The 25,160-nt window shown below is 44.8% G+C and carries 26 protein-coding genes; 5 read left to right on the top strand and 21 right to left on the bottom strand.

The genetic code is table 11. The features are described from left to right. Positions 1-4: 4 nt before the first annotated feature. Genes leuA through G3M65_RS08290 form a run of 3 tightly spaced genes read right to left on the bottom strand, consistent with a single transcriptional unit; the run spans position 5 to position 2,413 of the window. Complete coding sequence (gene leuA / locus G3M65_RS08300; RefSeq protein WP_173834108.1) at positions 5-1,564, bottom strand: 2-isopropylmalate synthase; 1,560 nt, start codon at positions 1,562-1,564, stop codon at positions 5-7. Positions 1,565-1,599: 35 nt separating this feature from the next. Beyond that, the gene (locus G3M65_RS08295; protein ID WP_173834107.1) at positions 1,600-2,193 is read right to left on the bottom strand and encodes a DUF429 domain-containing protein; all 594 of its coding nucleotides are present in this window, start codon (positions 2,191-2,193) and stop codon (positions 1,600-1,602) included. Further along, positions 2,186-2,413 (bottom strand): hypothetical protein, encoded by a 228-nt coding sequence (locus G3M65_RS08290; protein WP_173834106.1) that lies wholly within the window; start codon positions 2,411-2,413, stop codon positions 2,186-2,188. Before G3M65_RS08290 ends, G3M65_RS08295 begins: the two co-directional genes overlap by 8 nt. A gap of 102 nt (positions 2,414-2,515) precedes the next feature. On the opposite strand from G3M65_RS08290, the gene G3M65_RS08285 reads away from it, so the two are divergent. Next, a complete protein-coding gene (locus G3M65_RS08285) occupies positions 2,516-3,145 on the top strand; it encodes a restriction endonuclease subunit S (protein ID WP_173834105.1) in 630 nt (209 codons plus the stop codon). Positions 3,146-3,233: 88 nt separating this feature from the next. On the opposite strand, the gene rfaD is transcribed toward G3M65_RS08285, so the two are convergent. From rfaD to atpB, 6 genes are read right to left on the bottom strand one after another with little or no spacing between them, the layout of a single operon-like run. Next, on the bottom strand, positions 3,234-4,178 hold the full coding sequence (gene rfaD, locus G3M65_RS08280; RefSeq protein WP_173834104.1) for an ADP-glyceromanno-heptose 6-epimerase: 945 nt from the start codon (positions 4,176-4,178) through the stop codon (positions 3,234-3,236). Then, positions 4,175-5,677 (bottom strand): membrane protein insertase YidC, encoded by a 1,503-nt coding sequence (yidC, locus tag G3M65_RS08275; protein WP_173834103.1) that lies wholly within the window; start codon positions 5,675-5,677, stop codon positions 4,175-4,177. The genes rfaD and yidC overlap by 4 nt, the downstream gene beginning before the upstream one ends. Continuing rightward, the gene (gene yidD / locus G3M65_RS08270; RefSeq protein WP_173834102.1) at positions 5,677-5,883 is read right to left on the bottom strand and encodes a membrane protein insertion efficiency factor YidD; all 207 of its coding nucleotides are present in this window, start codon (positions 5,881-5,883) and stop codon (positions 5,677-5,679) included. The genes yidC and yidD overlap by 1 nt, the downstream gene beginning before the upstream one ends. After that, a complete protein-coding gene (rpmH, locus tag G3M65_RS08265) occupies positions 5,880-6,023 on the bottom strand; it encodes a 50S ribosomal protein L34 (RefSeq protein WP_173834101.1) in 144 nt (47 codons plus the stop codon). The genes yidD and rpmH overlap by 4 nt, the downstream gene beginning before the upstream one ends. 42 nt (positions 6,024-6,065) lie before the next feature. Beyond that, positions 6,066-6,374 (bottom strand): ATP synthase F0 subunit C, encoded by a 309-nt coding sequence (gene atpE / locus G3M65_RS08260; protein ID WP_173834100.1) that lies wholly within the window; start codon positions 6,372-6,374, stop codon positions 6,066-6,068. Between the two features lie 24 nt (positions 6,375-6,398). Further along, on the bottom strand, positions 6,399-7,058 hold the full coding sequence (gene atpB, locus G3M65_RS08255) for a F0F1 ATP synthase subunit A (RefSeq protein WP_173834099.1): 660 nt from the start codon (positions 7,056-7,058) through the stop codon (positions 6,399-6,401). A 30-nt stretch (positions 7,059-7,088) separates the two neighbouring features. Here atpB and G3M65_RS08250 point away from each other — a divergent pair, with 30 nt between their 5' ends. Next, a complete protein-coding gene (locus G3M65_RS08250; RefSeq protein WP_173834098.1) occupies positions 7,089-9,632 on the top strand; it encodes a cation-translocating P-type ATPase in 2,544 nt (847 codons plus the stop codon). Here the strand turns inward: G3M65_RS08250 and G3M65_RS08245 are convergent. From G3M65_RS08245 to G3M65_RS10530, 3 genes are read right to left on the bottom strand one after another with little or no spacing between them, the layout of a single operon-like run. Next, positions 9,569-10,378 (bottom strand): ArsA family ATPase, encoded by an 810-nt coding sequence (locus G3M65_RS08245; RefSeq protein ID WP_254426261.1) that lies wholly within the window; start codon positions 10,376-10,378, stop codon positions 9,569-9,571. The genes G3M65_RS08250 and G3M65_RS08245 overlap by 64 nt on opposite strands. After that, positions 10,369-10,605: a DUF7990 family protein gene (locus G3M65_RS08240; protein WP_173834097.1), complete on the bottom strand. Its 237-nt coding sequence runs from the start codon at positions 10,603-10,605 to the stop codon at positions 10,369-10,371. Before G3M65_RS08240 ends, G3M65_RS08245 begins: the two co-directional genes overlap by 10 nt. Next, the gene (locus G3M65_RS10530; protein ID WP_438616894.1) at positions 10,602-10,844 is read right to left on the bottom strand and encodes a c-type cytochrome; all 243 of its coding nucleotides are present in this window, start codon (positions 10,842-10,844) and stop codon (positions 10,602-10,604) included. Before G3M65_RS10530 ends, G3M65_RS08240 begins: the two co-directional genes overlap by 4 nt. Positions 10,845-11,158: 314 nt before the next feature. Between G3M65_RS10530 and fabZ the strand changes: the two genes are divergently transcribed. Then, positions 11,159-11,605, top strand: coding sequence for a 3-hydroxyacyl-ACP dehydratase FabZ (fabZ, locus tag G3M65_RS08230; protein ID WP_173834702.1), 447 nt, complete (start codon positions 11,159-11,161; stop codon positions 11,603-11,605). A gap of 100 nt (positions 11,606-11,705) precedes the next feature. Here fabZ and G3M65_RS08225 read toward each other — a convergent pair whose 3' ends face one another. The 3 genes from G3M65_RS08225 to thrC all read right to left on the bottom strand — a co-directional run bounded on the left by G3M65_RS08225 (position 11,706) and on the right by thrC (position 16,413). Next, positions 11,706-14,723 (bottom strand): valine--tRNA ligase, encoded by a 3,018-nt coding sequence (locus G3M65_RS08225; RefSeq protein WP_173834095.1) that lies wholly within the window; start codon positions 14,721-14,723, stop codon positions 11,706-11,708. A gap of 30 nt (positions 14,724-14,753) precedes the next feature. Further along, the gene (locus G3M65_RS08220) at positions 14,754-15,119 is read right to left on the bottom strand and encodes a TlpA family protein disulfide reductase (protein ID WP_254426260.1); all 366 of its coding nucleotides are present in this window, start codon (positions 15,117-15,119) and stop codon (positions 14,754-14,756) included. A 64-nt stretch (positions 15,120-15,183) separates the two neighbouring features. Next, on the bottom strand, positions 15,184-16,413 hold the full coding sequence (thrC, locus tag G3M65_RS08215) for a threonine synthase (RefSeq protein ID WP_173834094.1): 1,230 nt from the start codon (positions 16,411-16,413) through the stop codon (positions 15,184-15,186). Between the two features lie 54 nt (positions 16,414-16,467). Here thrC and G3M65_RS08210 point away from each other — a divergent pair, with 54 nt between their 5' ends. Both G3M65_RS08210 and hemL read left to right on the top strand, forming a co-directional pair. Next, positions 16,468-17,361: a PD-(D/E)XK nuclease family protein gene (locus tag G3M65_RS08210; protein WP_173834093.1), complete on the top strand. Its 894-nt coding sequence runs from the start codon at positions 16,468-16,470 to the stop codon at positions 17,359-17,361. Then, entirely contained in the window at positions 17,348-18,622 is a 1,275-nt protein-coding gene (hemL, locus tag G3M65_RS08205) for a glutamate-1-semialdehyde 2,1-aminomutase (protein ID WP_173834092.1), read from the top strand. Before G3M65_RS08210 ends, hemL begins: the two co-directional genes overlap by 14 nt. On the opposite strand, the gene G3M65_RS08200 is transcribed toward hemL, so the two are convergent. The 6 genes from G3M65_RS08200 to G3M65_RS08175 are packed head-to-tail and all read right to left on the bottom strand — an operon-like array spanning position 18,614 to position 25,150. Further along, positions 18,614-20,266 (bottom strand): lytic transglycosylase domain-containing protein, encoded by a 1,653-nt coding sequence (locus G3M65_RS08200; protein ID WP_173834091.1) that lies wholly within the window; start codon positions 20,264-20,266, stop codon positions 18,614-18,616. The genes hemL and G3M65_RS08200 overlap by 9 nt on opposite strands. A gap of 1 nt (position 20,267) precedes the next feature. Continuing rightward, complete coding sequence (locus G3M65_RS08195) at positions 20,268-20,675, bottom strand: hypothetical protein (protein ID WP_173834090.1); 408 nt, start codon at positions 20,673-20,675, stop codon at positions 20,268-20,270. Further along, entirely contained in the window at positions 20,668-20,898 is a 231-nt protein-coding gene (gene rpoZ, locus G3M65_RS08190) for a DNA-directed RNA polymerase subunit omega (protein ID WP_173834089.1), read from the bottom strand. The genes G3M65_RS08195 and rpoZ overlap by 8 nt, the downstream gene beginning before the upstream one ends. A 2-nt stretch (positions 20,899-20,900) precedes the next feature. Then, on the bottom strand, positions 20,901-22,166 hold the full coding sequence (locus G3M65_RS08185) for a nicotinate phosphoribosyltransferase (protein ID WP_173834088.1): 1,266 nt from the start codon (positions 22,164-22,166) through the stop codon (positions 20,901-20,903). 9 nt (positions 22,167-22,175) lie between these two features. After that, positions 22,176-24,203: a DUF3536 domain-containing protein gene (locus G3M65_RS08180; RefSeq protein WP_173834087.1), complete on the bottom strand. Its 2,028-nt coding sequence runs from the start codon at positions 24,201-24,203 to the stop codon at positions 22,176-22,178. Further along, entirely contained in the window at positions 24,200-25,150 is a 951-nt protein-coding gene (locus G3M65_RS08175) for an acetyl-CoA carboxylase carboxyltransferase subunit alpha (protein ID WP_173834086.1), read from the bottom strand. Before G3M65_RS08175 ends, G3M65_RS08180 begins: the two co-directional genes overlap by 4 nt. Positions 25,151-25,160: the final 10 nt, after the last annotated feature.

Genomic DNA, 25,160 nt, shown 5'->3' with positions numbered 1-25,160 from the left:
AATTTCAAACTGTGCCTTCCTTTCTTAGGCTTTCCCTTGAAACTATGTAGCTTTTCCTCATTATAGCCCTGTTGAGTGCATCCACAAATCCGCTTACACTTGCCCTTATTATATCCACGTCCACACCTCTTCCGCTTGCCTTAACTCCCTCAAGCTCTATCACAAGCCTTGACTCCGCCTGAGCGTCCGTGTTAGGAGTTAGTGCTTTGATAGAAAAGTCCAAGAGCTTAGGTTCTACACCGAGAGCTTTCTGTATTGCTCTTATTATGGCGTCTACAGGTCCATTACCAGTAGAGGTAGCGGTTCTTTCCTCTCCCTTAAAGGTCAGCACCACGGTGGCTGTAGGTAAAAGTTTGTCTCCTGTCTGAACTTGATAGTGGATAACCCTTATGGGCTCTTCCTCTTCGTGCTTTACAAACTCCTCGTAGACCAGTGCCTCTATGTCCTCTTCGTAGACCTCCTTCTTCTTGTCCGCAAGGGCTTTGAATTTCTCAAAAACCCTGTCCAAGTCTTCCTCTGAGAACTCAAAACCCATTTCCCTTAGCTTGCTCTTTAGGGCGTGCCTTCCTGAATGTTTACCGAGGATTATGCGCGTTGATGGAAAGCCTACATCTTCCGGCGACATAATCTCATAGGTGAGAGGATTAGATAGCACACCATGTTGATGAATACCAGACTCGTGAGCAAAGGCGTTGTCGCCCACCACCGCCTTATTTGGCTGAACAAAACTGCCTGTAATCCTACACAAGAGCCTGCTTGTCCTATACAGCTCTTTGGTATTTATGTTTGTGTATAGACCTCCAAAGAAGTCCTTGCGAACCCTTAGAGCCATAACTATCTCTTCCAAGGCTGCGTTTCCTGCCCTTTCTCCTATGCCGTTTATGGTGCACTCTACCTGTCTTGCTCCGTGCTTTACTGCCATGAGGGAGTTGGCAACTGCCATTCCAAGGTCGTCATGACAGTGGACACTTATTATTGCCTTGTCAATGTTAGGAACGTTGTTTCTTATACCCTCTATGAGGTCAGCAAACTCCTCCGGAACCGTATATCCCACCGTATCTGGTATGTTTATAACGGTAGCACCAGCCCTTATGGCAGTTTCTATTACCTTATACAGAAAATCCCTTTGACTTCTGGTAGCATCTTCGCAAGAGAACTCCACATCGTCGGTAAACCTCCTTGCGTATTCTACTGCCCTTTTTGCCCTTTCTAAGACATCCTCCGGAGACATGCGTAGCTTATACTTCATATGTATCTCCGAGGTGGCTATGAAGGTATGAATTCTTTTTCTATCCGCAGGCTCAAGTGCTTGTCCTGCAAGCTCTATGTCCCTCTCTAAAGCCCTTGCAAGGGAACATATTATTGGTCCCTTTACCTCTTGGGCTATGAGGTTTACCGCCTCAAAGTCCCCCTTTGATGCTGCCGCAAAGCCTGCTTCTATCACGTCCACACCAAGCCTTGCAAGCTGGTGTGCCATCTGTAGTTTCTCCTCCGTGGTCATGGAAAAGCCTGGTGCCTGCTCTCCGTCTCTGAGGGTGGTGTCAAAGATATATACTCTGTCCATTCCTTACCTCCTTGTAAATGATAATAATTCGCAATTCATCTTTTGTCAAGACCATCAACACATTCCTTGTTTGCTATCACTATCTGTCCATCTACGCCAGAGAATACAAGGCTTTTGCCCATAAGATGACAAATGCCCGCAAGCCAACAGGCAACCGCATCCAACTCATCCTGCGAGTATTCTCTTTCTTCAAGTGCCAGAGGCAATTTCATATAGAAGTTAAGTATTAAACTCCTATCCTTTCTGTCAAGCCCCAGCAGGTCATAGGTAGCACCGGGAAAGGTTTCAAAAACCTCTGCTCCTCTCTCCTTCATAGCTTTTGCCAAGTTCATAGCCCTTTTGGTTAGCATCCTCATAGGACCCAAGGTTACGGGGAAAAACCTATGCCCGTGTTTTTTCAACAAAAGGTCGCACTCTCTTAAGTGAGGTCCTCTATCTTCAAGACTACTTCTTCCAGCAGGTATGGAAAGCGGAGCATCTATCATTATCAGAGAAAAACCCTCTGAAAGCTCAAGCACCTCTCTGTCTGTATATACCACACCCACCCTTAGGCTACTTCCTTCCCAGTAGGCGTAGCCCGTTTTCCTCTTTTCACTACCTGCGAGGTCAAGCCCGAGGACACTATACATAGCTAAGAGATAGCTTTTCGCGGAAGTTTCTCGCCACCTCAGGGTCGTATATGTCTATAATGTATATCTCTCCATTTTTGAACTCTACCACAAAACCTTCCCCATCTATAGAGTAGTCTGGCTTTCCAGATAGCCCTTTTTTTACTATTATTATCATGCCTGTATCCTCAAACTCCTTTATTCCATAGTCCCTCAGAGATATTTTCAAGAACACTTCCATCTTCCACTTCTTATTCTTGAATTTAACCTGTTCAGTGTATACTTCCAAGAGTTTTGAAGGAAGAGCTTGGTATATAAAGCCAAAGTTTTATAATTTTCTGCTATGGGTTTTGAGTTTTACGAGGAGAGGGATTTCAAAGATACAGAACTGGGTCCTTTGCCTGTTGATTGGGAGGTGGTGAGATTGGGGGAGGTGGCGGAGATAATAATGGGTCAATCACCACCCGGAGAAACATATAATAGCAATGGCAAGGGGGTACCATTCTTACAAGGAAAAGCTGAATTTGGAAATATTTATCCCAATGTAACTAAGTATACAACTCATCCAATTAAAACTTCAAGGATTGGCTCTATTTTGTTTTCTGTTAGAGCACCAGTAGGAGATGTAAATATAGCAGACAGGGAATATTGCATCGGAAGAGGTTTAGCTTGTATAGAGCTTAGGGAAGGTGAAAACGAATTCCTTTTCTACTATTTTAACTTTGCGAAGGAAAAAATTGAAAAGCTGGGGACAGGTTCTACATTTAAAGCAATATCAAAATCAGAACTTCAGACTTTCTCCATCCCCCTCCCACCACTTGAGGAGCAGAAAGCCATAGCGGAAGTCCTAAGAGCCATAGACGAGAAACTGCAAAAAGAAGAAGAGTATAAGAAAGCACTTCAGAACCTATTTAAGAGCCTACTTCACAACCTCATGAGTGGTAAGATAAGGGTGAGGAGAACAACAAGCTAACTGACTTTTAAGCATATATAAACACAAAGCTATTATTCTGCTACGCTGTAGTGCTATTAGTTGGATAAGCAAAAGGATACATACCAAATTAATCATCCTTTTTTGGAGACATAGTCTCTCCAAGCCTTTCAAGGTAATCCCTTATACCCTCTTCTAAGCTATACAAAGGCTCGTAGCCCAAAAACTCCCTTGCCTTTGAAAGGTCTGCCTGAGTGAAGTTTTGATAAAAGTCATAAGGGCAGTCAAAGTATTCAACTTCATAGTTAGTCCCAAGGTATCTGTTGAGTATGTCCACTATCTCATTAAAACTTCTTGGTATTCCAGTAGCCACATTAAACACACCAGAAATATTTCCTTCAAAAGCCAAGAGGTTTGCCCTTATAACATCTTCTATATAGACAAAATCCCTTTTCTGCTCTCCCCACTTGAAAAGCCTTGGACGCTTTCCTTCTTTCATCTGTCTGTATAGCTGGTATATCATGCTTGCGGTTTTGCCCTTGTAGTGTTCCCCAGGTCCGTAAACGTTAAAGTATCTAAGACCCACCACTTGAATTTCTGGATGCTCCTCCAAGAAGTTAATAGCTATCCTGTCCATAGTTAGCTTAGAAAAGCCATATATGTTTTCTGGCTCAAGTCCCTCTTCTTCTTTCATAGGTGGCTTGCTGTTGCCATATACTCCAGCAGATGAGGCGTAAATTAGCTTAGCCTTCCAATGAAGACAAGCATCAAGGATATACCTCAGACTGTCTGCGTTTACCTCCATCATCCTCCTTTGGTCTTGCACGGTGGTGTCGGTAATCGCACCTTGGTGGAATACCGCATCAAATTGGAAGTTTGTCTTTAGCCACTCCCAAAGCTCCTTTTTTGAAAGGTCTGCGGTAATAACTTCACCACTAAAGCCTATAAGGTTCTTAAAATGCCCCGAAGAAAAGTCATCAAGGATATACACCTTTGCCTTAGGGTATTTTTTCTCTAAGGCTTTCGCCAAGCTTGAACCAATAAAGCCTGCACCACCTGTGACCAAAAATCTCATTTTTTCTTTCCTTTCTTCCTTTGAGGTTGTGAAGGCTTACCTTTGGAGGTTAGCCTCTTTATTATGTAAGTTTGCCCAAGGTTGAAAATATTGTTAAGCGTCCAGTATAGGACAAGCCCGGCGGGAAAGCTGGCAAAGAGAAAGGTAAAGACCACAGAGGTTATTATCATGACGTAGTTTTGAGACTTTTCTGGACTTGGGCTAATAAACTGCTGAGCTATCATGGTAGCACCCATAAGAATTGGCAGTATGTAATAGGGGTCTTTCTGTGCGAGGCTTGGAGCCCACAGAAAACTCGCAAGCTGAAGGTCTGTAGTTATGGTAAGAACTTTATAAAGGGCAAAGAAAACGGGTATTTGAAGAAGAATGGGAAGACATCCTGACATAGGATTAAAGCCTACTTCACTGTAAAGCCTCATCATCTCTTCTTGGAACCTTGCAGGGTCGTTTTTGTATTTTTCTTTGAGCTCTTGCATCTTGGGAGCAAGCTCTGCCATCTTGCTCATGGCTACAGTGCTTTTGTAGGTAAGAGGAAACATGAGAAGCCTTACAATCAGTGTAAGGGCAAAGATGGAAAAGACCCAAGAATGAAGATGCTCGTATATCCAATACATGAAGACAAAGAGAGGTTTGACTATTAGCCTTAGACTGCCAAAGTCTATAACATCAGAGAGACCTATGACCCTCAGCCTTGAATATTCCTTTGCACCTGCATAGAAGAGGAGCTCATTTCCAGACCTTACCAGCGTTAAAGTCTCTTGCCCTTGAAGTCTATAAACTGCCACCGCACCAATCTTTCCAGAAAAGCCCTTGAAGTAGTATCTGCTCTCCTCACCGGCAAATTTTATATCGCCAGTTATCAGCTCCCTGCCCTCAACCTTCTTTGGGTCAAGCCTTTGCACCTTGTCGCCTATTTTTAGCACGGGACCTGAATGGGTAAAGAAGTCATCTTCCCTTACTTGCATGCCTGCGTTTACAAAAAGAGGCGGTAGCCCCTTGCTTTCCAGCTTAAGGGTAAAGTAATCACCTTTGTATTCAAGAATTTTTCTGAGCTCAAAGCCCTTCGCACTCAAGGTAGCTACTATCCTGTTGCCCTCTAAGGTTATATCATACGGAGATAAATTTAGCACAAGGTCAAGCTCTGGCTCGCCTGTGAAGACCTCAAGAGGATATATACCCAGCCTTTTCTCTTCCTCTGTTATAAGCTCCTTTCCATATCTCTTGTCCACAAGGCTGACAATACGTGCACCCTCTACTGAAAGCGTAAGGGCAAACTTATCAAAGTCAAGGGTCTTAAGAGAGGTTGGTTTTTGGGTTTCCCTTTTCGTTCCAAGTAGCAAGGATGGGACATTTTGAGGCTTTTCTTCTGGCTTTTCTTGTGTTTGTGGCTCAGGCTGAGGGGAAAAAAGGATAAGATAAGCCTGATAACCAAAAAGGAATAGGGTCATTACCACGAAGATGATGAGCAGTCCTCTTAGGTCTAAATCCTTTCTCTCCATCAGGGATAGTCCACTCCGCCCTTAGAGAAGGGATTGCACCTTAAAACTCTCCAAATGGCTTTTAGCATACCCCTTAGGATTCCATGCTTTTCCACTGCCATTATGGCATAGTTAGAGCAGGTGGGGTAATACCTACAGCTGGGAGGATAGAGAGGTGAAATAAACACCTGCCAAAATCTTAAGAACCCAATAACTATCTTCTTCAAGGCGTCAACCTTTTCCTTCCCTTCTGCCTTCTCCTTTTGATGATAGCCCTTCCGCTTTTGGTCTCCATTCTGGCAAGAAAACCGCTTTTGCGTTTGCGTCTAAGGTTTGATATCCGCGTTATGTTTCTTTGCGTCGCCATCCTAAACCTCCAAAGTCATAAAAGAAGGGGGAAGCACCCCCATCACTTCACAAAGAGTAGTATTATAGCTATAAGTAGGGCGTAGAGAGCGAGGGTTTCTATAAAGGCAAGGCCTATGAACATTATGGTTTGGAGCCTACCTCCAACGGTAGGATTCCTTGCCACCCCTTCCTGAGTGCCTCTTATAGCGTGTCCCATACCAACGCCAGTTCCCAAAGCTGCGAGACCTATGGCAAGACCTGCACCAAGGAACATAAGCCCCTGCTTTAGTGTCTCCCCCTGTCCGGGCTCTGCTGCTATAGCCAGAGCAGGGGCAAGCAGTGTCAGAGCTGTCATGATTTTGATTTTCATAGTCCAACCTCCTTTGATTTATTTTCAGTGTTCTTCATGGGATACCGCACCCGCAAGGTAAACAACAGACAATATCATGAATATATAAGACTGTATAAAGACCGCAAGAAACTTTATGGCTATTATGAAGAGCAAAAATACAGGAGAAACAACCATAGTGAATGGGTTCTGAACTACAAGACCAACAAGGACTACCAACAGTAGTGCACCGCCCTTCATATTGGCAAAAAGCCTCAGCGTAAGGGTTATGGGTCTGGCCAGATGGGGAATTACTTCTATCAGGAAGAAAACAGGTGCAAGGTAGGGGTTTGGACCAGCAAAGTGCTTTAGGTATCCTACACCGTGCAGTCTAAAGCCTTCTATGTTGTATAGAAGAAAGACTATAAGAGCCAATGCTAGGTTTGTGTTTACATTACCCGTTGGAGCCTCAAGCCCAGGGACCATGCCAAGGAGGTTGGAAAAGAACACAAATAGCCCTATGCTAGCTATGAGAGGAACATACCTTAGTCCTTCATGCCCCATGTTTTCAAGAACCATGCTCCTGACAAAACGCACATACCCTTCCCAGAAGGCTTGGAACTTTGTAGGCTTGATAGAGGGCCTACCTGCCAGAGAAATGAGACCTATAGAAATCGCCATGGCAAGCATGCCAAAGTATACATGGCTTAGGCTTAGCTCTTGCATGGTAAGAAGATTATACCATAAAATTCTTGCATGCACCACAAGAATCCGGAGGAGAGCCTGAGGGAGCTACAAACAAGCCCTGAAGGGCTGAGCGAGAAGGAGGTGGAAAGACGGCTTACCCTTTACGGGTATAACCTGCTAAGGGAGGAAAAGGAGAGCAAGCTCAGGGTTTTTGTAAGACAGTTCACGAGCCCCTTTGTGCTTATACTCTTTGTGGCCGGCTTTATAGCCCTCTTTCTTGGAGACCTAAAGGATGCGGTAGTGGTCTATGGCATCTTGATCGCAAACGGGCTTTTGGGTTTCTATCAGGAGCTTAAGGCTATAGCCTCCATAGAGGCCCTCAAATCTCTTACCGCTCTAAAGGTTAAGGTCATAAGGGATGGTGTAGAGAAAGAAGTGGACAGCATGGAACTTGTGCCGGGAGACCTTGTTCTTCTGGGCGAGGGGGATGTGGTCCCTGCGGACATGAGGCTCATTGAGAGTGCGGGGCTTATGGTGGACGAAGCCATGCTAACTGGTGAGTCTCTGCCTGTAGAAAAGGAGGCGGGGACTGTTCTTGCAGAAGATACACCCCTTCACGCACGGAGCAACTGTCTGTATAAGGGAACTACTGTGGTAAGGGGAAAAGCACTTGGAGTAGTATTTGCCACAGGCAAGAACACGGAGCTTGGAAGAATAGCCCAGAGGCTACAAGAAAAATCCCCAGAAAGCCCCCTCACAAAAGCCCTGGGTAGCTTTGGAAGGAGGTGGATACTTATACTTCTCATCTTCCTGTCTTTGCTGGTGGCGATAGGAATATTCCAAGGGAGGGATGCAAAAACCATAGTGTTTTTTGCCATAGCTCAGCTGGTCTCTGCAGTGCCAGAGGGACTTCCCATAGTGGTCACCATAGCCCTTGTGGTGGGTGCGGTTAGACTATCAAGGGAAAAGGTGTTGGTAAAATACCTTCCAGCGGTGGAAACCCTTGGAAGTGCCACCTACATATGCTCTGACAAGACAGGCACTATAACTCTCGGCAAGCTGAAGGTCAGCGAATATGTAGCTTATAACAAAAGAAAGCTCTTTCTATGCTCCGCTCTTTGCAACGATGCGGATGCACTAAAGGGAGACCCTCTTGAGGTGGCACTCCTGCAATGGCTTGAGGAGGAAAGGGTAAACTGGGAAGCACTAAGAAAAGGCTACGAAAGACTATGGGAGCATCCCTTTGATACAAAAAGAAGGCTCATGGCGGTTATAGTCTCTGGAGGTTCTGGCTTTGACTTTTATGTGAAGGGTGCGTTAGAGAGCCTTGCCCGCATGTGCAAAGAAGGTTGTCCTGCGGAGGTTTGGCAGGCACATGATAAGCTGGCACAGAAAGGGCTGAGGGTTCTCGCCTTCGGTTATGCGAGGCTTGACAAAGTTCCAGAGAGTGTAGATGAAGTGAAGATAGAGGTGGTGGGACTTGTGGGCTTTATGGACCCGCCCAAAGAAGGGGTAAAGGAGGCGGTGGAGACCGCAAAGAGGGCAGGCATAAGGGTGATAATGATAACGGGGGATAACCTGCTGACCGCCAAAGCCATAGGGAGCATGGTGGGAATATATGAGGACAAAGACATAGCCATAGAGGGCAAGGACCTTGAAAAATACAGCGACGATGAGCTTTACAATGTGCTTAGGCGAGTAGGCGTGGTAGCAAGGGCTACGCCAGAGGATAAATACAGAATAGTAAGAGTCCTGCAGGCAAGGGGCGAAATAGTGGCGGTAACCGGCGACGGAGCCAACGACGCACCGGCTTTGAGGGTGGCAGATTTGGGTATTGCTATGGGTTCAGGCTCTCAGGCGGCAAAGGACGCCGCCAAGATGGTAATAGTGGACAACAACCTCGCCATAATAGTCAACGCCATAAAGAGAGGAAGGCTTATAGCCAAGAACATCTCAAAGGTTATAAGGTATCTACTCTCTGCCAACTCCTTCCAGATTCTATACAACTCTCTGGCAATAATCACTGGCTTGCCCCTGCCCCTTTATCCCACGCAGATACTCTGGATAAACTTGGTGACCGACGGCGTCCAAGACAAAGCCTATCCCTTTACAAAGTATGAGGGTGACCCCATGAGGGAAAAACCCAAGAACCCCATGAAGGTTTTCATAGGTAGAGAACAGCTCATAACCTTGGCTTACAATGGGCTTTTGATGGCTCTTATGCACTACTTCCTTTTTCTACACCTTCTGAAAAACTATCCTTACGAGTTGGCACTTACCATAAGTTTTACCTCGGCGGTGGTGAGCCAATGGGCGGTTGGAGTGCAGGAAGTAAGCGAAAGACCCTTCTTCAGAAATCCCATAGAGCATATAAAATTAAACCCTTATGTATACCTTGGCATTTTCCTCGGAGCTGTGCTCCAGCTATCTGCCATAACCGTGCTTGCGGATTACTTCCATGCGGTCGCCCTCTCACCAAGGCATATACCCTATGTAGTCCTCCTACCCATACTCACCTTCCTTGGCATAGAGCTGAGGAAATGGTTTACTTACCTAAGAACAAACTCCACTATCTCTTCCACCCTAAACCCTTCCAAAGCTTCCAAGCCATAAGGTCTTTCGGTCTCTGGCACTTTTATACAATCGCACTCCATACTGTGCCAACGGTTTATCACAGTGTAAACCTTCATGTCCCTCAGCTTTTCCCTTATCTCTTTGGCTTCTTGCAGGGAGAGAGGTTCCTCATTGGCAACTGCAAAAACAAGGGCTTTTTCCCTCAACACATGAAGCAGTGTCTCAAGCCTCTCCTTTCTGTTTTGTATAAACCCTATGAGTTTGTCTTCCCTCCCCATAAAGCTCTCCACCTTGTGTCTCTCTTTGGCAACCTTATGGAGAAATCCATACCATCCTTCTACCATATGGGCGGTTTCAAAAAATCTGAGCATCTGACCAGTGGGCGCAGAGTCCACCACTACATAAGTAAACTCTTGGCAGTAGTCTAAGAGCCTATCAAGAGCCGCAGTTTCCTGAGCGGTGGGAGAGCTTTTTAGATACCTTGCGTATTCCCTTATGCCAGAGCTTACAGAGGGCAGGAGCTCGCCAAGGGCGGAAAGGACCCTCTGGGCATACTCCTCCACCAGCACCCGAGCATCCAGCTCCACCGCAAAAAGTCTCTCTTTGACATGCTTTATGTGGCTTCCCACGGGCACTCCCAGTATGCCCGACAGGGAGTGGGCTGGGTCAACAGAAAGGAGTATCGTCTTGTCTATCTTAGAGAGCCTAAGGGCTACACCACAGGATAGAGTGCTTTTACCAACGCCTCCCTTTCCTCCAAAGAATACAAGCCTTTTCAACAGCACGGTAGAAAGTTAAGCCCTCCTCTTTCAAGACCTACACTTCTATGCCAGATGTGAAACTCATGAAGCATTAGAGGATATAGGTCAAGTACATAGACACCGAGAGGATTGTCAAGCCCAAAGTAGTCAAGAAAAAGAGAAAGAAGAAGGAGGTCCCTTACATGAAACTGAGAGACCTCCACAGGTTTTTTAAAGTGAAGCTCTATAAAACCTCTGAGAATTTCCTTCACTTCAAGCTAAGCACCCACTTAGCCAAGTCCTTAGCTTCTTGCTCTGTAACATTCTGAGGAGGCATAGGCACCTGACCCCATGTTCCCACACCACCGTTCTTTATCCTCTTAGCGAGCTCTTCTTCTATATTAGGCTGTCCCGCAAACCTTTTTGCAACCTCCTTAAAGGCAGGTCCCACCTTCTTGTTGTTTATGTCATGGCATGCAAAACAGCCCTTCTGCTGGGCAAAAGCCTGCATGTCCTTTACTTGAGCTACTTGCTGTCCTGCTGGAGCTTGAGCCTCTTGTTGTGCAGGCTTTTCTTCCGCCTTAGGTTGTTCTGTTGGCTTTTGTTCTGCCTGAGGTGCTGGCTGTTGTGCTTGTCCTTGAGACTGTGCCTGCTGTGCAGGCTGTTCCGCAGGCTTCTGCTGACAGGAAAAGGCAAAGAATGCTCCAGAAGCAAGAGCCAAGTAGACAATCTTCTTCATGTTAATACCTCCACACTTGATGCCAAAAGTATACACCACTAAGGATTAAAATTTTATGAAAATTTGGCTTATAATCTTTAGCTATGCTGAACACGAGAGAAATAATGGAAATCTTACCGCACAGATACCCTATACTCCTTGTGGATAGGATTGTTGAGATGGAGGTGGGCAAGAGAATAGTGGGGATCAAAAATGTGTCTGTGAATGAGCCTGTGTTTCAGGGACACTTTCCTAACTTTCCTCTCATGCCGGGTGTTTATATTCTTGAAGCCATGGCACAGGTGGGTGGTATTCTTATGATAAAATCCCTTGGACTTGAAATAGGAAAGTATGCCATAGTGTTTGCAGGTATAGATGAAGCAAGGTTCAAGAGACCGGTTTATCCTGGTGACCAGCTCCTGCTGGAGCTTGAGGTTATATCCCTAAAGAAAAGCCTATCTAAAATGAAAGGCACCGCAAAGGTAGGCTCTGAAGTGGTGGCCACCGCAGTGCTTTACGCAGCGGCGCGTGAGCTCCATGAACTAAAGCGTTAAGAGAGTGGAGACTTCTCAGCGGTGTTTTTAGAGCATAACTATTCCAAAGCACTAAGTCCCTTTTCAGTTAGATAGTATTCATGTGCGTATAAACATCCTATCACACCAAACGCCTTAGAAAAGAAAGTAGGCTCTCCACCTTCTGCTTTTCCTCTCGGAGCTCTTCAAGGAATTCTTTGGCTTTGTTAATTTCTTCTTCTGGGGCTCTCCTTAAGAAGTTTTCGTTGCTTAGCTTTTGCTGAAAGCCTTGCAAAGACTTTTCTATTTCCGAGAGCCTTTTTGAATAGGAGTTTAGTAGCTCTTGAACCTTTATACCCTCCTCTACGGGGAGATAAAACTCAAAATCTCTTGAAAAGCCTGCTACACAGTTGGGTGGTTCTGTTTGCACCTCTTGAAAACTCTCTAATCTTGCAAGGCTCAAGATGTGGGGCATAAACTCCTGCACAAGCCCCTTGCTTTCTCCTGCCTTGTAGTAGAGCCTTATCTTCCGTGAAGGTTCAATTCTTAAGTCGCTTCTGAGGGAGCGTATGGCAGAGATAATTTCCTTTAGCCTTTCTACCTTCTTTTCCGCCTCTTCGTAGACCTCTGAGGGGTTATGCTGGGGATAATCTGCCAAAGATATGCTTTCCCTGTGGGCTGTGGGAAGCTCAAGCCATAGTTCCTCTGTTATAAAGGGCATAAAGGGATGCAAAAGCCTAAGGGTCTTTTCAAATACGTTTAGTAAGGTTGCCTGAACGGTTATTTTTTCTCTGTTTATGGCTTCTTCTTGTGCCTTTCTCTCTTCTTCTGACACATTCTCCTCTGGTTTGGCGTATAGCCTGAGCTTTGAAAACTCTATATACCAATCACAAAACTCGCTCCATATAAACTCATATAGCTCTTTTGCAGCTTCTGAGAATTCGTATTCTGAAAGGGCTTTGTTTACCTTTTCTATGGTCCTATTTAACTTTGTAATTATCCAGAGGTCTTCTACCCTTGGTGGTGCACAGTAGGGTAGCTTTGTAAGTAGGTCTGGCTCAAGGTTCATAAGTATAAACCTGCCTGCGTTCCACAGCTTGTTGGCAAAGTGCTTATAACCTTCAAAACGCTTTTCAGAGAGCCTTATATCCCTTCCCTGCTGTGTAAGAATAGCCAAGGTAAAACGCAGTGCGTCCGCACCATACTTCTCCACAATATCAAGAGGGTCTATCACATTACCCTTGGTCTTGGACATTTTCTGTCCCTTTTCATCCCTTATAAGAGCATGTATGTATACATCCCTGAAAGGAATATCCTCCATAAAGTAAGTGCCCATCATCACCATACGGGCAACCCAGAAAAAGATAATGTCAAAGCCTGTTACCAAGAGGTCTGTGGGGTATAGTCCCTTGAGGTCTTGTGTCTCCTCGGGCCAGCCAAAGACACCAAAGGGCCAAAGGGCAGAGGAAAACCATGTATCAAGCACGTCTGTTTCTTGCCTTAGATTTTCAGAACCGCACTTTTTACAACGCAAAACAAACCTGTAGGTTTTCTTCTTGCTGTCATACCTGTATCTGCTCTTCTTTTCTGTGAGAATAGCCATGGGGTTTAGGTCTTGGGTGAAAAAGAGCCTTAGAGAATTAGCATCCACTTCGGTAGAGTGATATTTATGAAAGGCAAACTTCTTGTAAAAGTCCAACACGGTGAGCTCTGGATGGACAAAGGAGGGAGAGTGGAGTATACTGGCTACTTCTTCTGGAGTAAATTCCTCCTTTATTTTGCGGTCCGCTATGAGGTTAAAGATGAGTTTGTCATAGACCCTGTCAAAGTCTTCGTCGGTAAACACGTTTTCGTGCCCGCAGTCCTCACAATACCATACGGGTATTCTATGTCCCCACCATATTTGACGGGATATGCACCAGTCTTTGAGGTTTTCCATCCACTGGAGGTATATCTTTTTCCAATTTTCTGGGACAAATTTTATGAGACCTTCTTTGACTACCTGTGTAGCCCTTTCTTTTATTCTGGGGTCCGAGACCTTTAGAAACCATTGGGTAGAAACCATAGGCTCAAGAACAGTTTTACAGCGATAACATTTACCAACCGCATGTCTATGATTTTCCACCTTCTCAAGAAGTCCAAGTTCTTCAAGCTCCTCCACTATCCTTTTCCTCGCACTATATCTGTCAAGCCCTGCAAACTTGCCCGCATTTTGGTTCATATTGGCAAACTGGTCCATTACCTGCACAAAGGCAAGACCGTGAGACTTTCCTATTTCAAAGTCCAGAGGGTCATGTGCGGGTGTTATCTTTACCGCTCCCGTTCCAAACTCAGGCTTTACCCTTTCATCCGCTATAATGGGGATAAGGTTTTCCACCTCTGAGCCATCCATAGCTATCCTTTTCCAATCCACAAGGGGAAGTCTAACCTTCTTACCTACAAGGTTCTTATACCTTTCGTCTTGAGGATGGACCGCAACCGCAGTGTCTCCGAGCATGGTTTCTGGTCTTGTGGTAGCAACGGTTATGTAGCCTGAACCGTCCTCAAGAGGGTAGCGTATGTAGTAGAGCTTTCCCTCTTCTTCTTCGTGTTCCACCTCAAGGTCAGAAAGGGCGGTTAGGTCTTTTGGACACCAGCTTACCATGTACTCCGCACGGTATATGAGACCCTCTTCGTATAACCTTCTAAAGGCGTGCCTGACCGCTCTTGAAAAGCCTTCGTCAAGGGTAAACCTCTCCCTCTTCCAATCTACACTAACACCGAGCTTTTCAAGCTGTTGTCTTATAGCGTTTCTTGATATAGGAACCCATTCCCAGACTTTTTTGAGAAATTCTTCTCTACCGAGCTCTAACCTGCTTAGTCCTTCTTCTTGAAGACGTTTGTCCACCACATACTGGGTCGCAATACCCGCATGGTCAAAGCCTGGCACCCAGACCACATCCTTGCCAAGCATCCTCTGCCATCTACAAACTATATCCTGCAAAGTGGCATTTAAGGCATGTCCCATATGCAAAGAACCTGTCACATTAGGTGGAGGTATAACTACAGAAAACCTATTTTGAAAAGAAGGGTTTTCTACAGAATAAAGAGCCTTCTCTATCCACCTCTTTGAGTGATTGGACTCTATTGCCTTATGGTTGTATTGTCCTATGTCCTTCATAGAAAAAGGATTATAGCATGGCTTGGACTTTTATGGGATATATAGACCGGGATGGCTACTTACGAACCTACCCTTCTCGTCAAATATGTAAGTGGACGGCAGAAAGGTAATGGGAAAATAATCGTTAAACCTTACCTCTGTATCCACGAGAGTGAGAAATCTGGGTTTTATATCTAACTCTTGATAGCTTTTTATTACATCCTCAGGCTCCATAGCCACCGCATAGGAGATGATAAGGTGGTCTTTCTTCTTTTCTTGTAGGTCGTTTAACTTCCTTAGATGCTCGCTGTGTCCCACACAAGTTCTACTCCACACGTAAATGAGGATTTTTTGCCCTTTGTAGTCCGAGAGATACACCTCCTTACCTTCAAGAGTCCTTACCTGTATTTTAGGCAAAGTCTCCTGAGAACAGGAAATTAGAAAAAAAAGGGGGAGGAGAAAGAGGATATGGGCAAGGTATTTAAACACGAGCCAGTATTTTCTCCTTAAAGTCCGCAAGGCTTGGTTTTATATGTATAGTCTCTTTTAGATGATTGTCAAGGACTTCCATAGTCTTGTAGCCATTGCCTGTTATGTAGGCTACTACCACCTCGTCCCTTCTAAAAGCACCCTTTTGTGCCAGTTTCTTAAGGACCGCTATGGTTGTCCCGCCTGCGGTTTCTGTGAATATACCTTCTGTCTCCGCAAGGAGCTTAATGCCTTCTATTATCTCCTCATCGGTAGCAGTTTCCCAGTCTCCTCTGCTTTCCTTGGTAACCTGCAGGGCGTATATGCCGTCCGCTGGATTTCCTATGGCTATGGACTTGGCTATGGTATTGGGTCTTACAGGCTTTATAAAGTCTCTTCCTTCTTTCCACGCTTGAGCTATTGGAGAGCACCCTTCCGCTTGTGCACCGTAAACCCTTGTATTCATCTCCTCTATCAGACCAACCCTTACGAGCTCTTTTAGACCCTTCCATATCTTGGTAATTAGGGACCCAGAAGCTGCTGGGGCTACCACTGCGTCTGGAGCTCTCCATCCAAGCTGTTCTACAACCTCAAAGGCAAGGGTTTTTGAACCCTCCGCGTAAAAGGGTCTTATGTTTATGTTTACAAAAGCCCATTGGAGCTCATTGGCAATTTCAGAGCAAAGTCTGTTTACGTCGTCATACGTGCCCTCCACTGCCACCACCGTGGGAGCAAAAACAAGACTTCCGTATATCTTCTGGGACTCAAGGTTGGCAGGTATGAAAACAAAACAATTAAGACCAGCTTGAGCGGAGTGGCTTGCCACAGAGTTTGCAAGGTTTCCTGTAGAAGCACACGCAGCGGTGTCAAAACCAAACTCTATTGCCTTTGATATGGCAACGGAGACCACTCTGTCTTTGAAAGAGAGCGTGGGATGGTTCACAGAATCGTCCTTTATGTAGAGGTTTTCAAGCCCAAGCATCTTACCAAGGTTTTCAGCCTTTTTGAGAGGCGTAAAACCTGCATTTAGACCAACCCTTGGCTCTTCTACCGGCAGAAGGTCAATGTACCTCCATAGGCTTTTTGGACCCTCCTGTATCTTTTCCCTGCTGACCTTTTTCTTTATCTCATCGTAGTCATAAACCACCTCAAGGGGACCAAAGCAATACTCACACACATGAATGGGTTCTAAGCTGTACTCCCTTCCGCATTCTCTGCACTTTAGTCCAAGCACACTTGCCATCTTGCTACCTCCGGAGGAATCTAAAAGTAAAGATAATATAATATAAGTCTTGCCATGGCAAAAAGAGTTTTTGTAGAGAAGGCGAAAAGGTTTTTGAGAAAGGTTTTGCAAGAACCCGAGCTCAGAGAATACGTAGTTAAGGAGCTTTCCACTTACTTTGCGGACAGGGAAAAAACAGAAGACAATATAGAGAAGCTATACAGACAATTGGTAAAAATAGGCGATGAGCTTGTGAGACTCAGAGAAGAGCAGGAAAGAAGATGGCAAGAACAAAGCGCTCTCTGGCAAGAACAGAACAAGAGATGGGAAGAGCAAAATAGAAGATGGGAAGAGCAGAACAGAAGATGGGAAGAGCAAGAAAGAAGATGGGAAGAGCAGAATAAAAGATGGGAAGAACAAAATAGAAGATGGGAGGAGCAAAGGAAACTATGGGAAGAACAAAACAGAAGATGGGAAGAGCAACAAAGAAGATGGGAAGAGCAACAGAAAATAAACAGAGAGCTAATGGAAGAGATTAAGAAACTCCATAGGAAATACGACACAGGCATAGGAGCATTGGGTGCAAGGTGGGGTCTAAGAGCGGAAAGCTCCTTTAGAGAGGCTATAAAAGGCATACTTGAAGAAGACTTTCCTGTGAAGGTGGAAAGGTATTTAGCTTACGACCAAGAGGGAGAAGTCTTTGGAAGACCAGACCAAGTGGAGCTTGACCTGATAATAAGGGATGGTAAAACCCTTATTGCGGAGATAAAGTCTTCAATTAGTAAGCCTGATGTGTTTGTTTTGAAAAGAAAAGTGGAGTTTTACAAAAAGAGAGAAGGCAAAGAGGTAGATAGGGTCTTGATTATATCCCCTATGGTGGACTCAAAGGCGATGAACCTTGCAAAGGAGTATGGCTTTGAGGTTTATTCCTACCCAGAAGATGTGGAGGGTCTAAATGAGGAACATTGAGCTCTTTGAAAAGGCAAAGGCACTTATGCCAGGGGGTGTTAGCTCTCCTGTTAGAGCTTTTAAGGCTGTAGGTGGAGAGCCTATAATAGTCTCAAGGGCTCAAGGCTCAAGGCTTTGGGATGTGGAGGGCAAAGAATACATTGACTTTCTCATGTCTTGGGGTCCTCTTATACTTGGGCATTCCCATCCCAAAGTGGTGGAAGCAGTGTATGAGCAAGCTAAGAAAGGTCTCTCTTATGGACTAACCAACGAGCATGAGATAACCCTTGCGGAGCTTGTGGTGTCTGCAATGCCTTCGGTGGAAATGGTTAGATTTGTTTCCTCTGGCACAGAGGCTACCATGTCCGCCATAAGGTTAGCACGAGGATATACGGGAAGAAAATACGTGGTGAAATTTGATGGATGCTATCATGGACATGGAGATAGCCTTTTGGTGAGTGCTGGCTCTGGTATTGCCACCCTTGGTATACCGGGGACGCCAGGAGTTCCAGAAGAGATAGCAAGCCTCACCCTCGTAATTCCTTACAATGACCCACAAGCCCTTGAGGAGGTCTTCAGAAAATATGGAGAGGACATAGCCTGTGTAATTGTAGAGCCTGTAGCAGGCAATATGGGGGTGGTTCTGCCAAAGCCGGGCTTCTTAGAGAAAATAAGAGAGATAACAAGGGAATACGGTGCCTTAGTCATATGCGACGAAGTGATAACAAACTTTAGGCTTTCAAAGGGTGGTGCACAGGAGCTCTTTGGCAGAGACCCAGACATTACCTGTATGGGGAAGATATTAGGTGGTGGTATGCCCCTCGGAGCTTATGGTGGAAGAAAAGAGATAATGCAAAAGGTAGCACCAGAGGGTCCAGTATACCAGGCAGGAACCCTTTCTGGCAACCCCCTTTCCATGGTAGCAGGTATTGCAACCCTAAGTGAACTTTTCAGTCTAAACCCCTACAAAGAGTTAGAAAGTCTTACAAAGATGCTTACCTCTGGAATATCAGAAATACTACATAGAAAGGGTATACCCCACAGGATAAACCAGATAGCCTCTATGTTTACTGTCTTTTTCACAGAGGAAGAGGTCTATGACTACGAGACAGCCAAAAGGTCAGATAGGGAACTGTTTGGTAAGTTCTTCAGAGCTTTGCTTAAAGAAGGTGTTCTCATCCCACCTGCTCAGTTTGAGGCATGGTTTCTTAGCACTGCACACACGGAGGAAGACATACACTTAGCCCTTGAGAAGATAGACAAAGCGGTGGCATCACTTTAAAATTTCTGAGTATACATAGTAGTTATAAAGCACCCTCTTGACGTAGTCTCTTGTTTCTCTGAGAGGTATGGTTTCTATAAAAAGGTATTGGTCTTCGTGTTGGACCCAACCGCTTACCCTTGCAGGTCCGGCGTTATAGCTGGCGATGGCTTTCACTATGTCACCATTCCACCTATCCAGCAGGTATCTTAAATAGGCTGTGCCGAGCAAAATGTTGGTCTCTGGGTCATAGATGTTTCTTATCTTTATTCCCTCTCTTCTTGCCACATACTGTGCGGTACTGTCTATAAGTTGCATAAGCCCTCTGGCGTTTGCTACAGACACTGCATAGGGGTCAAAGAGACTTTCTTGTCTCATTACTGCATATATGAGAGCGACATCTATGGAATATTTCTCAGAGGCTTTCCCCACAACGCCTCTATATGGTTTGGGAAAGGCTACCGCGTTGTATACAAAACTTCCGTAGCCATATTTTCTAACTGCAAGTTTTACCGCCAGGTGAGGGTCAAGACGAGATAGGGCTATAATATCGGAAGAGCTTATATCCCTAAGCCTTTTAAGAGCCTCAAGCCTTGCATATTCAGGAAAACCCGCTTCCCATATAGCTTTTATTACCTTTGCGGTTTTTGGAAAGCTTTCGTCCTCCATAACCACCCTCATAGCCCTACTTGCCACTGGAAGACCCAACAGGGAGCTGGCAACCGCATGATAAAAACCGGCACCGTTGGAAGCCTTTATGAGGTATTCTCCTGCGTCTTCTCTCCCTAAGAGCAATGCACTTTTATATGCCCAGAAATTGCCGGCGGATACTTCATCCCTACTCTGGGCGTTCCTTGTTGAGTTTATAAAGTTTTCAAGGGCTTTTGCATAATCTCCAATGGCGTAGTAGGATAAACCAAGGTTAAAATCTCTTCTGTACGAGGGCTCCATGCGGACAAGGTAGTTTATTGCTTCCTGAAAACTTCCCCTATGTAGGTTTAGTCTTCCAAGCCTAAAAAGGGCATCCGAAAGAAGATTCCTGTCTCTGATAGATGAAAGGGTTACCTCAACCTCTGCCCTTTGCCCTCTTTCGTATTGCATTATAGCCAGTTCAACCCTCGCCCTATCGTCTTCGCATCTTTGGAATACCTCAAAAGCACTTTCGTTTTCTCTAAGAGACCTCAAGGACATGCCAAGCATGTAACAGACCCTTTGAAAGTCCATGCCCTCAAGAAGTGAAACCACTTCTCTGTAATACCTTCTTCTAAAAAGTTCTTCCCCTGCGGACAGAGCTTCCTCAGAACTAAGTTGTATCTTAGGTATAAATTCTCTAAATAGCACAGGAGACCTTAAAAAACCCACCTTTGGGTCTAAGCCAAGGTCTTTCCATAGCTTGACATATTCTCCCCTTAAGTCCTCTCTAAGGTTTCTTGGGTTTATATCCATCAAAAGCCTGCTGGCGGATTGAGTTTTCCCTGCCTTTAACTCATCCTGTGCGAGAAAAAGCCTTAAATCATCTTTAAAAACCGCATCTGGATAATCCTTTAATATCCTGTATCCAATCAAGGCATCCCTTTTCTCCATATAGTTTATAAGAAGTATATACTCTGGTGGTAGCTGTGCGTAGACAAGAAAAGGAAAAATTAAAAACAGTAGTAGGAACATACTAGCTTATGTAAGTGATTATAAGCAATATGAATATCCCAAAGAGGAGGTTCACCAATATCAGGTTGGGAATGTGTGAAAGTTTGTTCTTCCTAAAGAGGAAAAAGTAGATGTATGTAAACACCAGGATCATGAGGGCAAAGAGGAAGAGCTTGGTATGAAAGAGAGGATTTTCAGAGAAGTCCCTCCTGTAGCCATGCCATAGCCCCATGCCCGTTATGAACAAAACAAGTATAGAGAGCCAAACCGCAGGGAAAAATTTTGAAAATACCGAGCGAAGAAGCCTGTGTCTTTGATCCTCGTTAGGAAGCTCCTTGAGGGATGGTTTAAGAAAAAGCAGGCTGTATACCATTCCGCCTATCCATACAATGGCAAAAAAAATGTGAAGAAATTCCAAACTCTTAATCATTTTCAGAGCTTCTCCTTAGTCTTACTACCTGAACCTTACCCTGGGCTATGTCTTCTATAGCCTGGAAAGTCTTCTTTATAAGCTCACCTCTTGTCTTATCCCTTACAAAGATGTCTTCACCCCTTTCCAGTAGCTGGCTTACTCTCTTTGTTGCAGCGTGCACAAGCTCATATCTTGAAGACACTTTTTTAAGCGCCTCCTCTATGTTTGGTCTTCTACTCATTCTCAAACCTCCTTTAATAAAACATTATAATCCTTTTCCTTGTTTAAGGACTTTAACCAGGCAGGCATTTTGGAAAGTTCATCTAAAAAGGTTTCCCTTATCTCCTTTAGACTGGGCAAGGGTCTTATAAGACTTCCCTCCTTGTATACGACCTCCACTAGCCCTCCCTCTCTGTAGGGAATAACCTCATCATAGCACATAAGACCATCTTCGTAATGCCTTATAACTTGTCTCTTGTAGGGAAAGGTTTGCTTCCCAGGGCTTAGCTTAAACTTTGGCTTTCCCTCGTATTCCACCAGCTTGTAGGCTATATCAAGATAGGGAGCGTCCGCAGAGGTCAAAACCTTAGTGCCAACGCCAAAGATATCCACAGGTGCACCGCCAGATAAAAGTCTATGCAGGTCTTCTTCGTCAAGCCCTCCACTGACTACTATCTTTATATCCTCAAAGCCTTCCCTTTGGAAAAGGTCCTTTACCCTTATGCACTCCTCAAGCAGGTCTCCACTGTCAATTCTCACTCCCACAACCTTTATACCCTCCCTCATCAGCTTTAAAGCTTTCTTTGCCCCCTCAAAGGTGTCATAGGTATCTATGAGGAATACAGTCCTGTCTGGGAAGCTCCTTGCAAAAGCCTTAAAGGCTTCTTCCTCCTCCTCAAAGACCATAACAAAGGAGTGTGCCATAGTGCCAAAGACTGGAATTCCGTATTTCCTTCCCGCATAGAGGTTTGAAGTGCCCGCAAAGCCCGTTATGTAGCAAGCCCTTGCTCCATAGAGACCTGCGTCAAGCCCATGTGCCCTCCTTAAGCCAAAGTCCACGAGAGCTCTATCCTTAGATACCAAGTAGCACCTTGCGGATTTTGAGGCAATAAGCGTATTGTAATGCACTATGTTTATAACAAGAGTCTCAAGGATTTGCACCTCTGGTAAAGAGCCTTCTATCTGAACAAGTGGTTCATTCTGAAAGACTATCATGCCCTCCCTTATAGCGTAGAGGTTTCCCCTAAACTGATATTGCTCCAGATAATCTAAAAACCAGTCCTTAAACATATTCAGAGACTTCAGATACCTCAGCTCCTTATCACCAAACCTAAACTCCCCAAGAGCTTCAATAAGAGGTTCAAGCCCACAGGAAACAAGAAAGTTTCTGTTTTTTGGAAGTTTTCTCACAAAAAGGCTAAAGACCGCCCTGCCTACCTTATTGGCTTCAAGGTAAGCCTGAGCCATGGTAAGCTCATAGAGGTCCGTGAAGAGTGCCTTTGATGGCATAGTAGTATTTTACGCAAACTCTAAGAGGCTGAGGGTTTCAGGGCTTAGCTTTTCTCTGTTTTCCCATGCCCAGTTTTGAAGGTCCCACAGGTTTACCATAAGGTCATACCTTCCTACCGCCGTGTTGTATTCTTTGATAAATGTCACTATCTCCTTTGCCTCTTCTTCCGATATACCCATTAGTATCTTCTTGCTTATGTATCTTTCCATCCAGAACTTAACAGAAACATTCCTTACGTTAAGGTTAAGGTAGTCCGCCTTTTCCAGCACTCTTTTGATCTCTTTCACTGGAGCAAGCTCTCTGAGAAGAAGATAAAGCTTTAGCCTGAGGTAGGCTTCCACATTGCTCTCTATTAGATTTCCTGCTTCAAAGTATTTGCCCCGTGCGTGGACAAGCAGGTCCTCAAGTAGAAGTTCGTGGTTTTCTGTAAAATTCACAGCCTCCGAAAGGTATGCAAGAGCCCATTTGTCCAGTAGCCAACTGAGAAGAGGTTGAGGGACATTGTTGGTATTAAACTCCTTCAATTCTTCCATATCTTCAAACTCTTCCTCTGTTTCCATGTCTTTGAGATAGACTTTCCAGGGTTCAAAGCCTTCCACCCTGTAGTAGAAATTGCCAAGAGTTCCCTCCTGAGGGATCACGTCCGACAGCTCAAGAGCTGTTATTGAGGTTATAACCTGCCTTTCCGAAACCTTCTGAGGCAAAACAAGGCTGTGCCATACTCCAAGACCGCTGCCATAGGATTGTAGATTGCTGGGAGCTTCAGAAAGCACACGAAGAAATCTTTCTTCAAGCTCTCCATTGCCAATAAGGTCTATGGCTTTTTTTGCAAAGAGTAGGTTTTTTACCGCCTCTATACCAGAGATATCAGCGAAGAACCAACCATCAGAAGAAAAGGCATAGCTTATGTATTTGTAAGCATATAGATGCTTAAAAAGCTCCACTCTTTCCTCTTTGCTAAGAGATCTTTTTGCCTTGTCCTGGAGATATTCCTCTTTTGAACCTCCAAGCAGTATATCCGCAAAGTCAAAAAGGGCACTCTGTGGGTCTTTTGTATACTTTTCCAAAACTCTAAATAGTCTTTCCCTTACTTCTGACCTCACCATCTCAAGGGCTTCCCTCATAGGTCCTCTCCACTTTTGATGCCAGCCATGCAGTCCTCCCGTGGTGCATCCGCAGTCAGATCTCCACCTTTCTATACCGTGAGCACAGCTCCAAGAAGTAAACTCCCATATCTCCGTTTCACCCTCTGGATGCATGGTCTTATACAATTCTTCAATGGTCTTCATGTTTGGATAATTCTCCACAAGATAGGCAAGTCCCATCTCACCGAATTTTTTGTGATGACCAAAGGTCTCGCCATCTACTGCAATAAGGGTAAGACCTTTTCTTGCACTCGCTATTCTTATAACCTCATCCATATGATTTATGAGGTCTCCAAAGGCTATACCATGAGATAGCTCTCCATCATAGACAAAGATGTCTATATGTCCTTCCGGAAGGTTATGTCTGAGGTAGCTTCCCTTTGTTTTGACCTGATGTGGTGCAAGTATAACGTATTTTATGCCATGCTTTACCAAAAGGGATAGGGTTTTTCTATCTACCGCAAGCTCTGGAAGCCAAAAGCCCAAAGGCTTTCTTCCAAAAACCTTCTCAAAAGCCCTTATACCCCAGACTATTTGCACCTCTCTGTCTTCCTCTGGGTCAAGGGGTAGTATGGTGTGGTTAAAGCTCGTAGCAATGGCATTTTTACCTGCTCCTTTAAGTCTGTCAATAAACCAGTATTTCTCTCTGAAAAGCCAGGAGATAAGAGTAAAGGTGAAGTTAAAACTTACATGTTCATAGTTGTTGACGACCTTTAGGATCTTCCCCCCTTTCCTATAATGGGCGTAGAGGTTGGGAAGATAGGACTCTCTGAATATTCTCTCATTCCAGTTTTCAAAAGGTTGGGCGGAAGGCTCTAAGGTGATAAGACCTAAGTAGGGGTTCTCCCTCGGAGGCTGATGGAAGTGACAGTGAACACATAGAAGGCTCATAGCTCCACAAAGACACCCATCTTCTCAAATTTCCTTATTCTATCTTGTATGACCTCTCCGGGGCTCATGTATATAAGTTCTTTTAAGCATTTTCTAAGCATGTATTTTAAAATTCTTGCACTCCTTTTGTAGTCCCAATGAGCTGAACCAAGAGGCTCTGGCACTATGACGTCTACTACCCCCAGCTTCAAAAGGTCATGAGCTGTGAGCTTAAGGGCTTTTGAGGCTTCTTTAACCTTACCCTGATCTTTCCAAAGTATAGCCGCACAGCCTTCGGGGGATATAACGGAGTAAATTGCGTTTTCTAACATAAGCACTCTGTTGGCAACTCCGAGGGCGAGGGCACCACCAGACCCCCCCTCTCCTATTATCACTGCAATACTTGGAACTTTTAAGTAGCCAAAGGTGTAGAGACTTTGGGCTATGGCTTCAGACTGCCCCCTTTCTTCCGCACCTATACCCGGATAGGCACCCGGTGTGTCTATGAGCGTTATAACGGGCATACCATACTTTTCCGCCAACTTTGCTATCCTTATAGCCTTTCTATATCCTTCTGGATGAGGCATGCCAAAGTTCCTTTCCATCTTCTCCTTTGTTGTCCTACCCTTTTCTTGACCTATCACCGCCACAGGGAAAGTATCAAAGTAAGCAAAGCCAGCCACTATGGACTTGTCATCCCCAAAACATCTATCTCCATGAAGCTCTATGAAGTTTTTGAATATGAGGTTTATGTAGTCAACTGCGTGTGGTCTTTGAGGATGTCTTGCAAGGAGAACCCTCTCCCAAGGGTCAAGTTTTGAATATATCTCTTTGCTCTTTTTTAAGAATTCCCTTTGAGCTTTTCTGAGCTCTTTTTCCCTCTCTTTGTCTCCAAGGCTGTAGAGCCTCTTGAGTTGTTCTGCCTTTTGGTAGATCTCCTGAAGTTCCTTCTCAAAGTCCAGAACCATTGGGAAGATT

This window comes from Hydrogenobacter sp. T-8 (assembly GCF_011006175.1).
GTDB lineage: Bacteria > Aquificota > Aquificia > Aquificales > Aquificaceae > Pampinifervens > Pampinifervens florentissimum.
Note: the sequence above shows the minus strand (reverse complement) of the source record. Positions and strands in the feature narration are given on the sequence as shown.